General features: G+C 65.8%; 15 protein-coding genes and 1 tRNA gene. 15 read left to right on the top strand and 1 reads right to left on the bottom strand.

Annotation, left to right across the window (positions count from 1 at the left end):
* Positions 1 to 106: 106 nt before the first annotated feature.
* From infC to AC3WUM_RS12240, 9 genes are all read left to right on the top strand, one after another.
* Positions 107 to 685 (top strand): translation initiation factor IF-3, encoded by a 579-nt coding sequence (infC, locus tag AC3WUM_RS12280; protein WP_492410602.1) that lies wholly within the window; start codon positions 107 to 109, stop codon positions 683 to 685.
* Between the two features lie 133 nt (positions 686 to 818).
* A complete protein-coding gene (rpmI, locus tag AC3WUM_RS12275; protein ID WP_007186484.1) occupies positions 819 to 1016 on the top strand; it encodes a 50S ribosomal protein L35 in 198 nt (65 codons plus the stop codon).
* Positions 1017 to 1028: 12 nt separating this feature from the next.
* A complete protein-coding gene (rplT, locus tag AC3WUM_RS12270; protein WP_007186485.1) occupies positions 1029 to 1385 on the top strand; it encodes a 50S ribosomal protein L20 in 357 nt (118 codons plus the stop codon).
* 172 nt (positions 1386 to 1557) lie between these two features.
* On the top strand, positions 1558 to 2559 hold the full coding sequence (gene pheS / locus AC3WUM_RS12265) for a phenylalanine--tRNA ligase subunit alpha (protein WP_492410600.1): 1002 nt from the start codon (positions 1558 to 1560) through the stop codon (positions 2557 to 2559).
* 14 nt (positions 2560 to 2573) lie between these two features.
* A complete protein-coding gene (gene pheT, locus AC3WUM_RS12260; protein ID WP_492410599.1) occupies positions 2574 to 4943 on the top strand; it encodes a phenylalanine--tRNA ligase subunit beta in 2370 nt (789 codons plus the stop codon).
* Between the two features lie 32 nt (positions 4944 to 4975).
* Complete coding sequence (locus AC3WUM_RS12255) at positions 4976 to 5269, top strand: integration host factor subunit alpha (RefSeq protein ID WP_007186488.1); 294 nt, start codon at positions 4976 to 4978, stop codon at positions 5267 to 5269.
* Positions 5256 to 5678, top strand: coding sequence for a MerR family transcriptional regulator (locus AC3WUM_RS12250; protein ID WP_492410598.1), 423 nt, complete (start codon positions 5256 to 5258; stop codon positions 5676 to 5678). Before AC3WUM_RS12255 ends, AC3WUM_RS12250 begins: the two co-directional genes overlap by 14 nt.
* Positions 5679 to 5771: 93 nt before the next feature.
* Positions 5772 to 5848: transfer RNA gene (locus AC3WUM_RS12245), tRNA-Pro, on the top strand.
* A gap of 105 nt (positions 5849 to 5953) precedes the next feature.
* Positions 5954 to 6082, top strand: coding sequence for a hypothetical protein (locus AC3WUM_RS12240; RefSeq protein ID WP_492410597.1), 129 nt, complete (start codon positions 5954 to 5956; stop codon positions 6080 to 6082).
* A gap of 20 nt (positions 6083 to 6102) precedes the next feature.
* On the opposite strand, the gene AC3WUM_RS12235 is transcribed toward AC3WUM_RS12240, so the two are convergent.
* Positions 6103 to 8682: a response regulator gene (locus AC3WUM_RS12235; RefSeq protein ID WP_492410596.1), complete on the bottom strand. Its 2580-nt coding sequence runs from the start codon at positions 8680 to 8682 to the stop codon at positions 6103 to 6105.
* A 175-nt stretch (positions 8683 to 8857) separates the two neighbouring features.
* Between AC3WUM_RS12235 and AC3WUM_RS12230 the strand changes: the two genes are divergently transcribed.
* The 6 genes from AC3WUM_RS12230 to fliF all read left to right on the top strand — a co-directional run bounded on the left by AC3WUM_RS12230 (position 8858) and on the right by fliF (position 15444).
* On the top strand, positions 8858 to 9505 hold the full coding sequence (locus AC3WUM_RS12230) for a response regulator (RefSeq protein WP_492410595.1): 648 nt from the start codon (positions 8858 to 8860) through the stop codon (positions 9503 to 9505).
* A gap of 151 nt (positions 9506 to 9656) precedes the next feature.
* Positions 9657 to 11144: an RNA polymerase factor sigma-54 gene (gene rpoN / locus AC3WUM_RS12225; RefSeq protein ID WP_492410594.1), complete on the top strand. Its 1488-nt coding sequence runs from the start codon at positions 9657 to 9659 to the stop codon at positions 11142 to 11144.
* Positions 11145 to 11210: 66 nt separating this feature from the next.
* Positions 11211 to 11588, top strand: coding sequence for a response regulator transcription factor (locus AC3WUM_RS12220; protein ID WP_492410593.1), 378 nt, complete (start codon positions 11211 to 11213; stop codon positions 11586 to 11588).
* Positions 11589 to 11603: 15 nt separating this feature from the next.
* A complete protein-coding gene (locus AC3WUM_RS12215) occupies positions 11604 to 13118 on the top strand; it encodes a sigma-54 dependent transcriptional regulator (RefSeq protein ID WP_492410592.1) in 1515 nt (504 codons plus the stop codon).
* Between the two features lie 198 nt (positions 13119 to 13316).
* The gene (gene fliE, locus AC3WUM_RS12210) at positions 13317 to 13673 is read left to right on the top strand and encodes a flagellar hook-basal body complex protein FliE (RefSeq protein WP_492410591.1); all 357 of its coding nucleotides are present in this window, start codon (positions 13317 to 13319) and stop codon (positions 13671 to 13673) included.
* Positions 13674 to 13725: 52 nt separating this feature from the next.
* Positions 13726 to 15444, top strand: coding sequence for a flagellar basal-body MS-ring/collar protein FliF (gene fliF / locus AC3WUM_RS12205; protein ID WP_492410590.1), 1719 nt, complete (start codon positions 13726 to 13728; stop codon positions 15442 to 15444).
* The last annotated feature ends 12 nt before the right edge of the window (positions 15445 to 15456 follow it).

Raw genomic sequence — 15456 nt, 5'->3', positions numbered from 1 at the left:
GGAAACGCTTGAGCTTTGAATGAGCGCTGCCTAAGATACGCGGCTCTGAGAATGGCCTGGGCCTGGTTGTCGATGTGCCGGCCGTTCGCGGGGATGGGCTCTCGACATGAACGCAGAGCCCGACTTGTCCGCCCGGAAGTGGTCCGGGTCAACTGGAGATAGCAGCATCGCCTTAGAACGTGAAGACCGGCGCAACGAGCAGATCACGGCGCCGCGTGTGCGAGTCATCGGGGACGACGGTTCCCAGGCCGGCATCATGCTCACGCGTGACGCCATCGCCAGGGCCGAGGAATTGGGCATGGACTTGGTAGAAGTCTCTCCCAATGCCGATCCGCCGGTCTGCAAGATCATGGACTACGGCAAGTACATCTATCAGAAGGACAAGGCCCAGCACGCTGCCAAGAAGAAGCAGAAGCAGATTCAGGTCAAGGAAATCAAGTTCCGTCCCACCACGGAAAGCGCCGACTACGAGACCAAGATGCGCGCGGCTCAGCGCTTCATCGAGGAAGGCGACAAGGTGAAGGTCACGGTCCGCTATCGTGGTCGTGAAATGGCTCACCAGGAAATCGGCATGCAGTTGATGGATCGCGTCAAGGCTGACCTCGATGCGATTGCGGTGGTGGAGCAGTACCCCAAGATGGAAGGCCGCCAGGCCGTCATGGTTCTGGCAGCCAAGAAGCGCTGAGATCTCTCGGACGCTGCGGTCGCCTGCCTTCGCGAGCGCCCGCCCATAAGAAGTCCCACCTGCGGTTAGGTGGGCCCGGTCAGCTCGGCAGGCATGCCGATGTGAAGCCGGCAACACAAACTGGAGTTGTTCGATGCCCAAGATGAAAACCAACAAGGGCGCGGCGAAGCGCTTTTCCAAGACTGGAAAAGGCGGCTTCAAGCGCAGCCACGCGTTCAAGCGCCACATCCTGACCAAGAAGAATGGCAAGACGGTTCGCCAGCTTCGCGGCGAGGCTCAGGTGCACGCCTCCGACGTCAAAGAAGTGAAGCAGCTGCTTCCCTACGCATAAAGGAGACGAACGATGGCACGTGTCAAACGCGGCGTGACGGCTCACGCCAAGCACAAGAAGCTCCTCAAGAAGGCCAAGGGTTACTACGGCGCGCGCTCGCGCGTGTTCCGTGCGGCCAAGCAGCAGGTCATCAAGTCCGGCCAGTACGCCTACCGCGATCGTCGCGTGAAGAAGCGCGAGTTCCGCGCGCTGTGGATCCAGCGTATCGGCGCTGCGACCAAGGAGCTGGGCCTGTCGTACAGCCTGTTCATCAATGGCCTGTCGAAGGCCGGCATCGAACTCGACCGCAAGGTCCTGGCCGATCTCGCCGTCAACGACAAGCCGGGTTTTGCGGCGCTCGTGGCTCAGGCCAAGGCGCAGCTGGCCTGATTCGCCGAAGGCGCGGGCTGTCGGTTTCAAGCTTGGCTTGAGCATCGATCGCCTGACGTAACGCCGAAGGGGAGCGCCGCAAGGTGGCTCCCCTTTTTCATTTTGTTCGGAAGATTCGATGACGCCCGTCGCGAAGCGCGTGCACGGCAGTCGGATGATCCAGGGAGTTTCAATGAGTGATTCGCTAGAGCTGCTGCAACAGCAGGCGCTCGCAGACATCGCCGCCACCACCGAATCGCGCGTGCTCGAACAGCTGCGCATCGACTATCTCGGCAAGAAGGGCCAGGTGACCGAACTGCTCAAGCAGCTCGGCAAGATGGCGCCCGAGGAGCGCAAGGCCTTCGGCGACCGCGTCAACAAGGCCAAGGACGCGATCTGGCAGGCGGTCGAGGCGCGTTCGGCGCATCTGGCCGAAGTGGCGCTCGAAGCGCAGCTCGCGAGCGAAACGCTCGATGTCACGCTCCCGGGTCGCGGCGAGATCGCCGGCGGCATCCACCCGCTCACGCGCACGATCGCGCGCATCGAGAGCCTGTTCAACGAACTCGGTTTCGAGACCGTCGAAGGCCCCGAGATCGAAGACGATTTCCACAACTTCGGGGCGCTGAACATTCCCGAAGCGCATCCGGCTCGCGCCATGCAGGACACCTTCTACGTGCGCGATGGCGCGCAGGTGCTGCGCACGCATACGAGCCCGGTGCAGATCCGCACGATGGAGCGCTACGTGCGCGCCGGCATCAAGCCGCCGATCCGCATCATCTGCCCGGGCCGCGTCTACCGGAAGGATTCCGATCGCACGCACAGCCCGATGTTCCATCAGGTCGAAGGCCTCTACGTGGCCGAGAACGTCGCGTTCTCCGACCTCAAGTACGACCTCATGACCTTTCTGTCGCGCTTCTTCGAGCGCGACGCCGAAGTGCTGTTCCGCCCGAGCTATTTCCCGTTCGTCGAGCCCGGCGCCGACGTGCACATGAAGCTCGAAGGCCGCTGGCTCGAGTTGCTCGGCTGCGGCATGGTGCACCCGAAGGTGTTCGAAGCCGTCGGCCTCGATCCGGAGCGCTACACCGGTTATGCCTTCGGCATGGGCGTCGAGCGCCTGGCGATGCTGCGCTATGGCGTGACCGACCTGCGCCAGTTCTTCGAAAACGATCTGCGCTTCCTCGAAGCCTTCAAATAAGGGATCGCGAGACCATGAAAATTTCCGAAAACTGGCTGCGCGAGTGGGTGAACCCGCAGGCCAGCACGCAGCAGATCGCCGAGCGCCTCGTGATGGGCGGCCTCGAACTCGAAGTTGAGCCGGCCGTCGCCGAACTCGCGAGCAAGGTCGTCGTCGGCCGCATCGTCTCGATCGCGCCGCATCCGAACGCCGACAAGCTGCGCGTCTGCCAGGTCGACGCGGGCCCTGCCGGCATGCCGACCATCGTTTGCGGCGCGGCCAATGCGCGTGCGGGCCTGCTCGCTCCGGTCGCGCTGCCGGGCGCGAAGCTGCCGGGCGGCATCGAGATCAAGGTCGGCGAGCTGCGCGGCGTCGAATCGCAGGGCATGCTGTGTTCGGCCAAGGAGCTCGGCCTGGCCGAGAAATCCGAAGGCCTCATGGAGCTCGACAACGAGGCGCGTCCGGGCACGCCGATCGAGCAGTATCTCGATCTGAAGGACCAGATTCTGCATCTCGAGTTGACGCCGAACCGCGGCGACTGCCTGTCCGTGCAAGGCCTCGCGCGCGAGATCGCGGCGCTCTACGGCCTGCAGCTCACACGTCCGCGCATCAAGCCCGCAGTGGTCGTGCGCGAGAGCCGTTTCGCGGTCGAGATCGAAAACCTCGGCGATACCGCGAACTTCGCGGGCCGCGTGATCGAGGGCCTGAACCCCAAGGCGCGCACGCCGGACTGGATGCGCGAGCGCCTGCGTCGCAGCGGCATCCGCGCGATTCATCCGCTCGTCGACATCACCAACTACGTGATGATCGAGCTCGGCCAGCCGATGCACGCCTACGACGCCGACAAGCTCAAGGGCACGGTGCGGGCGCGCAAGGCCAAGGCCGGTGAGCGCGTGACCCTGCTCAACGATGCCGAAATCGAACTCACGCCGACCGACCTCGTCATCGCCGACGACAACGGTCCGCTGGGCCTGGCGGGTGCGATGGGCGGCGCGGCTTCGGCCGTTTCCGCCGCGACCACGCGCGTGTTCTTCGAGTCGGCCTGTTTCAATGCGCTCGCGGTCGCCGGTGTCGGCCGTCGCCACAAGCTCAGTTCGGACGCGCTGTATCGCTTCGAGCGCGGCGTCGACCCGGAACTGCAGCGTGCCGCGCTCGAGCGCGCGAGCGAACTCGCGACCCAGATCTGCGGCGGCGAAGCCGGGCCGATCACGCATTCCGGCCGCACCCAGCCCGAGCTGATCCAGGTCGGGCTGCGCCAGGCGCGCCTGAACCAGCTGCTCGGCCACGACATTCCGGCGCGCGAAGTCGAAGCGCTGCTCGCGCGGCTCGGCATCGGCGTCGTGCAGGCCGAAGTCGGCGCCTGGCGCGCCAAGGTGCCGAGCTGGCGCCCGGACCTGCGCATCGAGCCCGACCTGATCGAAGAAGTGGCCCGCCTGTACGGCTACGACCGCATTCCGGCCAAGGCCTATGCGGCCCGCCTGCCGGTTTCGCGTCCGTCCGAAACCCGACGCAGCGTCACGCGCGTGAAAGACGTGCTCGTCGGCCGCGGCTGGCAGGAGATCGTCACGCTCGCGTTCGCCGAGCAGAAGCTGCAGCAGGCGCTCGTACCCGAGGTACAGCCGATCCCGCTCGACAACCCGCTCGCCGACACCCATGCCTACATGCGCGGCACGCTCTGGAGCGGGCTCGTGGGCGCCTGGCTGCACAACCGTGCGCGCCAGATTCCGCGCGTGCGCTTGTTCGAATCGGGCGTGGTTTTCAGCGAAGAGAGCGGCCAGGTCGTCGAGCGCTCGCGTCTGGCGGGTCTCGCCGCCGGTGCGGTCGCCTCGCGCCAATGGGGCCAGCCGGCCCGGGCGGTCGATTTCTTCGACATCAAGGCCGACGTCGAGGCGCTGTTGTCGGCCAGCGCCGGTGAATTGCGCTTCGAGGCGGCGACGCACCCGGCCCTGCATCCGGGGCAGACGGCCCAAGTCCTGCTCGACGGCGCCGTGGCCGGCTGGATCGGCCGGCTGCATCCGCGCGTCGCCAAGACGCTCGATCTGCCCGAACAGCCGATCGTCTTCGACCTCGACTGGAGCCTGCTCGGCAAGGCGCCGATGCCGCGCCTGCAGACGCTCAGCGAGTTCCCGTCCTCGCGTCGCGACCTGTCGTTGAAGGTGCCTGTCGCGGTGTCGGCGCAGGCGCTCTGCGATGCCGTCAAAGACAGCGCCGGCACCGAGCTCCAGCGCGTCAATGTCTTTGATGTGTATCGGGGAACCGAACTTGGCGAGCATGACAAGAGCGTTTCGCTGGAGTTGATTTTTCAGGACGCGTCACGCACCCTTACCGTGGAAGAGGTCGACTCTTTCGTGGCGGAAATTTCCCGGCAGCTGCAACAAAAATTGGGTGCCGCCATCAGGGTGTGAATGGGCAATGTCGTGCGGGCAGGGAGTGGATCGTGGCGTTGACCAAAGCAGAACTCGCTGAAGCGCTGTTCGACGAGTTGGGTCTCAACAAGCGGGAAGCCAAAGAGTTCGTCGATCTCTTCTTCGAAGAGATTCGTGGCCGACTGGAAGAAGGCAAGGAAGTCAAACTGTCCGGTTTCGGGAATTTCGAGTTGCGCAACAAGAACCAGCGTCCAGGACGCAACCCCAAGACCGGCGAAGAGATTCCGATCTCGGCGCGCCGCGTCGTCACGTTCCGTCCGGGGCAGAAGCTGCGCCTGAGAGTCGAGCTCGATGCGTCCAGCTGAAGTCAAAGCCGAGGCCGAGCTTCCGGAGATTCCACGCAAGCGCTATTTCGCCATCGGCGAGGTCAGCGACCTCTGCGATGTGAAACCGCACGTGCTGCGCTACTGGGAGCAGGAGTTCCCGCAGCTCAAGCCCGTGAAGCGCCGTGGCAACCGCCGCTACTACCAGCATGACGACGTCATGATGGTCCGGCGCATCCGCAGCCTGCTCTACGAACAGGGCTTCACGATCGGCGGTGCTCGCCTGCGTCTCAAGGAAGTGAGCAAGGCCGCGGCTGTCGAAGCGGTGCGACGGCCGGTCCCCGCGGTCGATGTGAGCCCGCGCGCGGCCAAGGAGCCGGCGAGCCGCAGCACCAAGATCAAGGCTTTGCGCAACGAACTCGAAGATCTGCTGCGCCTGTTGCCGGAATAACAGCCGGGTTCCTAGCGGCCGCGCTTTCCGTTAACATGCGCGGCCTTGTTCGACGGTTCCCACTCGCGTGAGCCGTCACACGTTTTCATCGGTCGGGGCGTAGCGCAGCCTGGTAGCGCATCTGCCTGGGGGGCAGGGGGTCGCAGGTTCAAATCCTGTCGCCCCGACCAACTTCATTTCTCACGAGCTTCGATAGCCCGGCTTTCAGTCCTGAATGGGGCATGAATTCAGCTGGGACGCAGCCTATACTTCTTCGGACGAAGCACCGATGGGGATTGGGCTTCGAACGGGGAAACGTGTTCTATCTCGATCCGGTCAGCGGCGATCGCAGGTTGAAGCGACGCTACGTTTGGGCGTTCGCGGGTTTCGCATTGGGGCTTCTGGTCGGCAAGCTGCTGCTCTGAGCGCGCGCGCTGCGCGACGGCTAAGGAGAGGCCTTTGCGGGCCCGTTGCGCGCGCGGCCGAGCAGATCGCTGACGCGCGACGACAGCGTCTTGATCGGAAACGGCTTGGTGATCATCTGCATGCCGGGTTCGAGAAAGCCGGAGGCCACTGCGGCGTTTTCCGCATAGCCGGTCATGAACAAGACCTTGAGTTCGGGACGCAGCTTGCGGGCCGCGTCGGCGACCTGGCGGCCGTTGAGTCCGGGTAGGCCGATATCGGTGACGAGCAGATCGATGCGGCGATCCGACTCGAGAATCTTCACCGCAGCGTTTCCGTCCGCGGCTTCGAGCACCGAATAGCCGAGCTCCTGCAGCACTTCGGCGACGAGCGCTCGCACGACCCGCTCGTCCTCGACGAGCAGGATGGTCTCGTCCGTGTTGTGGGCGGCGCTGTGATCGTCTTCGAGGCCGACGGCCTGGTCGTCGCCGCCGCCGTGAAAGCGCGGCAGGTAGAGTTTGACCGTCGTGCCTTGCCCGACTTCGCTGTAGATCTTCGCGTAGCCCTCGGATTGACGCGCGAAGCCGTAGATCATCGACAAACCCAGCCCGGTGCCCTGGCCGACCGGCTTGGTCGTGAAGAACGGGTCGAAGGCGCGCGAGATCACCTCGGGCGTCATGCCTTCACCGGTGTCGGTGACGCAGATGCAGACGTACTGGCCCGGCGTGACCTCTCGTTGCCGCGCCGCGTAAGCGTTGTCGAGATGCGCGTTGCAGGTTTCGATCGTGAGCTTGCCGCCTTGCGGCATGGCGTCGCGTGCGTTGATCGCGAGATTGAGGATCGCGTTTTCGAGCTGGTTGGTGTCGCAGCGCGTCATCCACAGGCCGCCGGCGAGCACGAGCTCGATGTCGATCGAAACCCCGAGCGAGCGGCGCAGCAGATCTTCCATCGAGGCGATCAGCTGGTTGGCGTGCACCGGCTTGGGATCGAGCGGCTGGCGCCGTGCGAAGGCGAGCAGCCGATGCGTGAGCGCGGCGGCACGATTGGCCGATGTCATCGCGCTGCCGACGAAGCGATCCGCCTCGACCAGGCGACCGCGCGTGATGTAGGTCTGCACGAGGTCGAGCGAGCCGACGATGCCTTGCAGCAGATTGTTGAAATCGTGCGCGATGCCGCCCGTGAGCTGGCCGACGGCCTCCATCTTCTGCGCCTGGCGCAAGGCGTCTTCGGCGGCGGAACGCTCTGCCACTTCGGTGGCGACGCGATGCTCGAGCGTGTCGTTGAGCACGCGCAGTTCGTCCTCGGTGCACTTGCGCGCGGTGATGTCGAAGCAGACGCCGACGTAGCGGCGCGGCAGGCGGGCGTTGCCTTGCACCACTTCGCCGCGACGCGCGAGCCAGCGGATGGCGCCGGTCTGCGGATCGCGAATCCGGTACTCGGTGTAGTCGAGCGGGTTCGGCTTGTTTTCGAGCAGCGCGGGACCGGTGCGTTCGCGATCTTCCGGCAGCACCAGCGAGACCAGCGACTCGGCGTTGACTTCGGCGTCGGGCGGCAGGTTCCAGATGCGGCGGAACTCGTCGGAGATGACGACCTCGCCGGTCTCCGGAAACCATTCGAAGGCGCCGATGCCGCCGGCTTTCTGCGCGATGCGCAGGCGTTCTTCCGCGCTCGCGCGTTCGGTGGCGTCGGTGCCTTCGACGAAGATGGCGGCGACGCGGCCGTCCTTGGCGCGGATCGGCTGGTAGACGAAGTCGAGAATGTGCTCGCGCAATTCTTCGTCGTCGCGGCTGCGCAGCAGCACGCTCACGTGGGTGCCGACGAAAGGCTCGCCGGTTCGATAGACGCGATCGAGCAGGTCGACGAAGCCCTGCTCGGCGACTTCGGGCATCACCTCGCGAATCGGTCTGCCCAGCACCTCGCGATCGCCGATCAGGCGCTGGTACGGCTCGTTGACGAGTTCGAACACGTGGTCGGGCCCGCGCAGTACGGCGATGAAGCTCGGCGCGTGCTGGAACATGTCACGCAGGAAATCGGTCTCGGCTTCGAGCTTGCGATGGGCCGCTTCGACGGCCTCGCGTTGTGCACGCAGCTCCTCGTTGAGCCGCACGAGCTGCTGCTCGTTCTGCTGCTGGCGCTGGATTGCGAGCACTTTCGCCGTGGTTTCGATCACCGTGCAGAGCACCGCGAAAACCTCGCCGGATTCATCGCGCGTCGGTGTGTAGTACAGATCGAACCAGACGTCCTCGGGCTCGCCGTTGCGCAGGACCTGCAGATGCTGGTCGGTATGCGTGAGCGTTTCGCCGCGAAAGCCGGCTTCGAGGATGCGCCGGTTCCAGCTCTCCCAGATCTCCGGCCAGATGCCCGGCACGGTGCCGCCGAGCGCGCGCGGATGGCGCTTGCCGGCGATCAGCGCGTAGCCGTCGTTGTAGATCATCACGTGATCGCGGCCGCACATGAGCACCATGGCGATCGGCGAGGCGAGCACGATCTCGACTGTCGTGCGCAGGCTTTGCGGCCAGAGCGCGATCGGCCCGAGTGAGGTCCGGGACCAGTCGAAGGCTCGAATCAGGGCGGCGGCTTCGCTGTCGCCGCTGGGCCAGGCAGAAGGGGAGGCGGCGTCCATGCTTAAAGGGCGTCGTCGCGGAAGGATTGGCGGATGATGCCCGAGTTGTGATGAAGCGAAAACGACCCGAATCGTAGCGGATGTCCGGCATTCGCCGAGCGCGCCGAGCGCGCCGGTCGCGCCGAGCGGCCGCTATCATCCGGAATCCGGTTCGATCAGGAATCCCGTTTCCACCATGAGCCCGACGAGAATCGTCCTCGCCGATCCGCAGCCGCTCGTGCGCGCCGGGCTGCGCTGCCTGATCGAGGCCCGGCCGGGCCTGCGGGTTTGCGCCGAGGTCGCAACCGGCGACGAGCTGCTCGCCGTAGTGGTCGAGCAGAAGCCCGAGGTCGTGGTGACCGAGCTGGCCCTGAGTGGCATGAGCGGCGTCGACGCTGCGCGCCGGCTCATGCGGCACATGCCGCAGCTGCGCATCCTGGTCGTCAGCGCGGAGCTGCATGCGGTGCAGGTGAAGGCCGCGCTGCGCGCCGGAATCGCCGGCTACGTGAGCAAGTCCGCCGAGCCCGCGGAGCTGCAGATCGCCCTGCGCGCGATGGTCGACGGCAACCCGTACCTGAGCCCACATGTCGCTCGTCATGCTTTGGAACGCCGTCGGTCGCGACGCCCCCACGACAGCGTCATTCTTTCGTCGCGTCAGCGCGAAGTGCTGCAACTCGTCGGGCGAGGGAAGTCGACCAAGGAAATCGCGCTGCTCCTGGGGGTGTCGGCGAAGACCGTCGAGACCCATCGGCTACGCCTCATGCAGGCGCTGGATCTGAGCAATATCAATGCCTTGATCCACTTCGCGACCCGCCTGCAGATGGAAGCCGGAACGCTCGACTGACGGCGTTTCCGGGCTTTGTGACAACAGGTTTCAGATGTAAGGCTATACCTTACAAAGCGTAAGAAATACTCCGATTCTTCGAATCGGGCTGCGTGGCGACCATGGTTCAGGAGCTGCAGTGCGGCTTCAAAAAAACCAAAGAGGAGACCCCATGAGCGCCAAGCCACAACTGCGGATGCAGGCAGGACAGAGCCAGGTCATGACGCAGCAATTGCTGCAGTCGATCCGCTTGTTGCAGCTGACTTCCCAGGAACTCGAGATCGAAGTCGCCCAGGCGCTCGAATCCAATCTGCTGCTGGAGGTCGACGACAGCCTCGACGACGACTTCGAGTCGCCGTCCGGCACCAGCGCCGAGGCCCCAGAATCGGCCGGCGTGGACGGCGCCGAAGCCGAGCCCGTGCGAGAGGTCAGCGGAGCCGACGCCGGCGCCCACAGCGAAGTCGAGGCCGACTTCGACTGGTCGAGCAGCGAAAGCTGGAGCGGCGGGGAGCCGCCCGAGGAAGACGGCGAACCGGCCTCGGCCCGCGTCGCCGAAGCGCCGCCGAGCGATCCGCGCCTGCAGGCGCTGGCCCAGCTGCAACTCATGGTCACCGATGCGCGCGAGGCCGAACTCGTCGCCGCGATCATCGATGCGGTCGACGACAGCGGCTACCTGGGCGAATCGCTCGAAGACATCGTCGCCCGGCTGCCACAGGCGCAGGGCTACACGCTCGCGGAAGCCGAGGCCGCCCTGCGTCTCGTGCAGTCGGTGGAGCCGACCGGCTTCGCGGCACGCAGCCTGTCCGAATGCCTGCGCCTGCAGCTCGAAGCCCTGCCGGTCGCGACACCGGGCCGGGTCATCGCGCTCGAAATCGTCGGCGGGCACATGGAGGCCCTGGCCAGCCTGACCGAGGGCGCGCTGGCCGCGCTGCTCGACTACCGCATCGGGCAGATCCACCAGGCTTTGCTGCTGATCAAGAGCCTCGATCCCAAGCCCGGCGCGAGCGGAGCCGCCGCGGCCCAGGCCGTGGTCCCCGAGGTCATCGTCACGGGTCGTCCGGGCGCCTGGCGCATCGAACTGAACCCGGAGACGCTGCCGCGCGTGCGCATCAATCGCGGCTACGAAAAGGCGATCGGCGGGGCCGGCGCGGCCACCCGGTTCAAGGCCCTGCGCGACCAGCTCAACGAGGCCCGCTGGCTCGTACGCGGCCTGGAAATGCGCCAGGAGACGCTGATCAAGACCGCCCGCACGGTGTTCGAGCGCCAGCGCGAGTTCCTGGTTCGCGGCGAAGAGGCCATGGCCCCGCTCAACCTGATGGACGTCGCGAACGCCATCGGCGTGCACGAATCAACCGTTAGTCGTGTCGTTGCCAACAAGTACGCCCTTACTCCTTGGGGTGTGTACCCACTCAAGGCATTCTTCCCCGTGCAAATAGCAGGGCGCGAGGCGGAGACCTCAGGTACAGCGGTCCGCGCGATGATTCGCAAGATCATCGATGCCGAAAACCGTTCACGTCCGTTGTCTGATGGGGAGGTCGCGGCGCTGCTGGCGCGCCGTGGCGTAAACGTGGCGCGTCGCACGGTGGCGAAGTATCGGGAGGGAATGCGCATTCCCCCGGCCCCCGAGCGTATGCTGCCTTTGCACAGAGCAACGGCGTAAGCCGTCCGGAGCAAGTTGCCATGTACAGGGAGTACTGGCCTGCTGCGGCTAACAAGGAAACACACGATGAAGCGGTTGAGGACTTTGTTGGTCGACGACAACCAGGCCTTTCTGGCACTGTCGAAGCATCTGCTGACGCCGATGGAAGGCGTGGAAGTGATCGGTTTCGGGTATGACGGATTCGACGCCGTCCGCCTGGCCGAGGAGTTGCACCCCGACCTCATCATCATGGACCTCGTCATGCCCGGCATGGGCGGATTGCAGGCCACCCGGCTCATCAAGGCCCAGCACCAGCCGCCGCAGATCGTCATCGCCAGCTACTACGATGACGCCGAACACCGCGAGCACGCCGCCGCGGCCGGGGCCGACGGCTTCGTCGGCAAGAACGCCTACGAGCAGCAGATCGCGCTGTTCCTCGCCAGCCGCAGTTCCGTGGTCGGCTAGCGCGTCTGAGCCTACATGTCCGAATCCCGGGTTCTCATCATCGACCATGACGCGGAGCGCGCCCAGGCGCACGCGGCGATTCTGCAGTTCATCGATTACCGCGCGGTCCACGTCGACAGCGCGGCCGAGATTCCGCTGGCCGAGCACCGTCCGCAGGACTGGCTCGCGGTCCTGCTCGGCCACGAGACGCAATGGGAGCAGCTCGAGCAGTTCGTCGACTGGCTCCGGCGTGATCGCTATCACCCGCCGGTGCTGGTGCTGCAGCCGTATCTGGAGATGGCGCGCGAGCGCCTGGGCCTCGACGAATCAGCCTTGCTGACGCTCGAAACCCCGGTCAAGTACAGCCAGCTCAACGAGCTGCTGCGCCGCGCCGGCCTGCTGCGCATGGACCGCCAGGCGGCGGCGACGCGTCGCCCAGGGCCGACCGGAAATTCCACCGCGATCCGCCGCGTCCGGCAGATGATCGCCCAGGTGGCACCGTTCGACTCCACCGTGATGATCACGGGCGAGTCGGGCACCGGCAAGGAAGTGGCGGCACGGGCGGTACACGACCAGTCCGCGCGGCGCGATCAGCCCTTCGTCGCCGTCAATTGCGGGGCGATTCCGTCCGAGCTGCTCGAATCCGAATTGTTCGGCCACGAGAAGGGCGCGTTCACGGGCGCGATCACCACGCGCAAGGGCCGCTTCGAAATGGCCGACGGCGGCACCCTGTTCCTCGACGAGATCGGCGACATGGCGTTGCCGATGCAGGTGAAGATCCTGCGCGTGCTGCAGGAGCGCACCTTCGAGCGTGTCGGCGGAACGCGCAGCCAGCGCTGCAACGTGCGCATCATCGCGGCCACGCATCGCAATCTCGAAGACGCCATCATCAAGGGCAGCTTCCGCGAAGACCTGTACTACCGCCTCAACGTGTTCCCGATCGAAATGCCGCCGCTGCGCGAGCGTCTCGAAGACCTGCCGATGCTGATGGACGATCTCGCCAAGGCGATGGAGCGCAACGGCCACGGCCAGGCCGCGCTGACGGCTGACGCGGTGCATGCGCTACGCGCTTATCACTGGCCCGGCAACGTGCGCGAGCTGTCGAACCTGTTCGAACGCCTCGCGGTGCTGCATCCGGGGCGCCAGGTCAGCGCCGCGGAACTGCCGCGCCAGTATCGGGGCTCGGCCGCCGGCATCGCGACCGCGACGGTGCAGGCTCCGCCGACGGTCCCGAAGCCTGCGCCGGTTTCCAACGATTTCGTGGTGCTGCCGCAATCGGTCGAAGCGCCTGCGATGCAGCGTCCGGGTTCGCAGCTGCCGCCCGAAGGCGTGAACCTGAAAGATCACATCGAAGCGATCGAGATCGACCTGATCAAGCAGGCGCTCGACAAGTCCGACGGCGTCGTCGCGCATGCGGCCAAGCTGCTCAACACGCGTCGCACCACGCTCGTCGAGAAGCTGCGCAAGTACGGCCTTTCGCGCGATCTGCAGGACGACGATCCGCTCGACGGCTCGCAGAACGAAAACGTCGGTCGCGCACGGCAATCCTGACGCGGAAGCAGCGCGGGCCGAAGATGCGAAAAAGCCCAGGTCCGACCTGGGCTTTTTCGTTGCGCGCCGGCATTCCGGCGCCGCGGTGTCGCCGGGAATTCGTCACCGCGCGAATCGCCCGAGCGCGGCGCAGCCAAAACGCCGGGCACAGCGCTTGCCTTGATGCCGCGCCCTTTCGTTTTCGCCGAGATTGCCGCGATGAGCAGCGTCGACATCAACAGTGTGTTGTCGCAGATCAGAACGCTGAGCCAGCAGGCCGGCGCGAAGCCTGCCGGCCTGCCTCCGCTGCGCGGCGACATCGCCACGCAGGGCGCGCAGGTGACGCATGCGGGCAATGGTTTCTCGGAACTCGTGCGTGCTGGCATCCAGAACGTCGCCGATGCGCAGAACAGCGCGAGCGCGCAGCAGCGTGCTTTCGAGCTCGGCGATCCGAATACCGATCTGGCGACCGTGATGGTGGCCTCGGCAAAGGCGCAGGTGTCGTTTCGCGCGATGGTCGAAGTGCGCAACCGCGTCGTCAGCGCTTACCAGGAAGTCATGAACATGCCGCTCTAGCGAAGCCGTGAACCGGCAGCGCAGCGAAACGATTCGATGAACTGAGACACACATGGCCGAACTCACCACCCAAAGCGCAATGGACACCTTGAGGCAGATGCAGGGCCTCAAGGATGTTCCGCTGCTGCGTCAGCTCGCGATGTTCGCGGCCGTGGCGATCGCCGTCGCGGTCGGCCTGTCGCTTTACAATTGGTCGCAGAAGCCCGTGTACGTGCCGCTGTATCCGGGCCTTTCGGCCCAGGATTCGTCCGAATTGGCCGATGCCTTGCGCGCCGCCGCGATCGACTATCGGCTCGATGCTTCGACGGGCGCGGTCACCGTGGCGCCGGATCAGGTGCATGCCGCGCGCCTGAAGACGGCTGCGCTCGGACTTCCGAAAGGTGGCAGCGCGCCGGGCTTCGAAATGATCCAGCAGGATCAGGGCTTCGGCGTTTCGCAGTTCATCGAGAATGCGCGCTATCAGCTCGCGCTCGAAACCGAACTCGCGCGCACGGTCTCGAGCCTGCAGCCGGTCAAGAGCGCGCGCGTGCATCTGGCGGTGCCGAAGCCGAGCGCATTCACCCAGCAGGGCAGGGGCGGCGCATCGGCGTCGGTGGTCGTCGAGCTGCATCCGGGCCGCAAGCTCGAGGCGAACCAGGTCGATTCGATCCAGCACATCGTCGCCTCGAGCGTGAACGGCATGGCGCCGGCTAGCGTGACGGTGATCGATCAGTACGGCCGCCTGCTCGGCAGCGCCGAAGAGAAGAGCGAGTTCGCCGAGAGCAGCGAGCAGTATCAGTTCGCGCGCCGTGCCGAAGCCGACTACGTGCGGCGCATCGAATCGCTGCTCGCACCGATGGTCGGCGCCGATCGCCTGAGCGCGCAGGTGGCGGCCGATTTCGATTTCTCGGTCACCGAAGAAGCGCGCGAAAGCTACCGACCGGACGGCCAGGTCGTGCGCAGCGAGCAGCTCAACGAAGAGATGCGTCGCGACGGTTCGAGCAGCGAGGCGCAAGGCATTCCGGGCGCGACGAGCAATCAGCCGCCGCCTGCGCCGGCCGCACCGAATGCCGCACAGAACGCGAGCTCAGCGGGCAGCACGACGGCCACGCCGCCGACCCAGAGCACGCGCTCGGAAACGCGCAACTACGAGCTCGACCGCACGCTGAGCCATACGCGCCAGGCGCTCGGGCGCCTGCGCCGCATCTCGGTGGCGGTGCTCGTCGACAATCTTCCGCGTGTCGGCGTGGACGGCAAGATCGGCAATGCCGCATTGAGCGCCGAAGAACTCGCCAAGGTCGAAGCGCTCGTCAAGCAGGCGGTCGGCTTCGATGCGGCGCGCGGCGACAGCGTGACGGTGCAGAACGCTCCGTTCGTCGCGCAGGCCGTCGAAGCCCCGCAGGAAATGCCGCTCTGGCAGCGCAGCGACGTGCGCGACTACGTGCGCCAGGGCATCGGCGCGCTGGTCCTGCTCGGACTCATCGTCTTCATCGTGCGTCCGCTGCTGCGCCAGCTCGTCATGGGGCCGGCGCGCGGCCAGGAGCCCGAAGCCGCGCACGCGATCGCCGACGCATCCGGTCCCGAGGCGCTCACGCACGAATCGCTGCAGACCGATCAGCTTTCACTGTCGTCCACGCCAGGCCAGCACCCGACGGCCGTCGACGCGATGCCGGCGATCGCGAATTCGCATCCGCATTATGAAACCCGCATCGCGGCTGCCCGCAACGCGGCGAATCAGGATCCCAAGCGCGTCGCCCAGGTCGTCAAGACCTGGCTCAACGAAGAGAACTAAATGTCAGAGCTC

This window comes from Hydrocarboniphaga sp. FW305-C-57 (assembly GCF_058783045.1).
The sequence above is the reverse complement of the archived record's forward strand: the minus strand, read 5'-3'. Positions and strand labels throughout refer to the sequence as shown.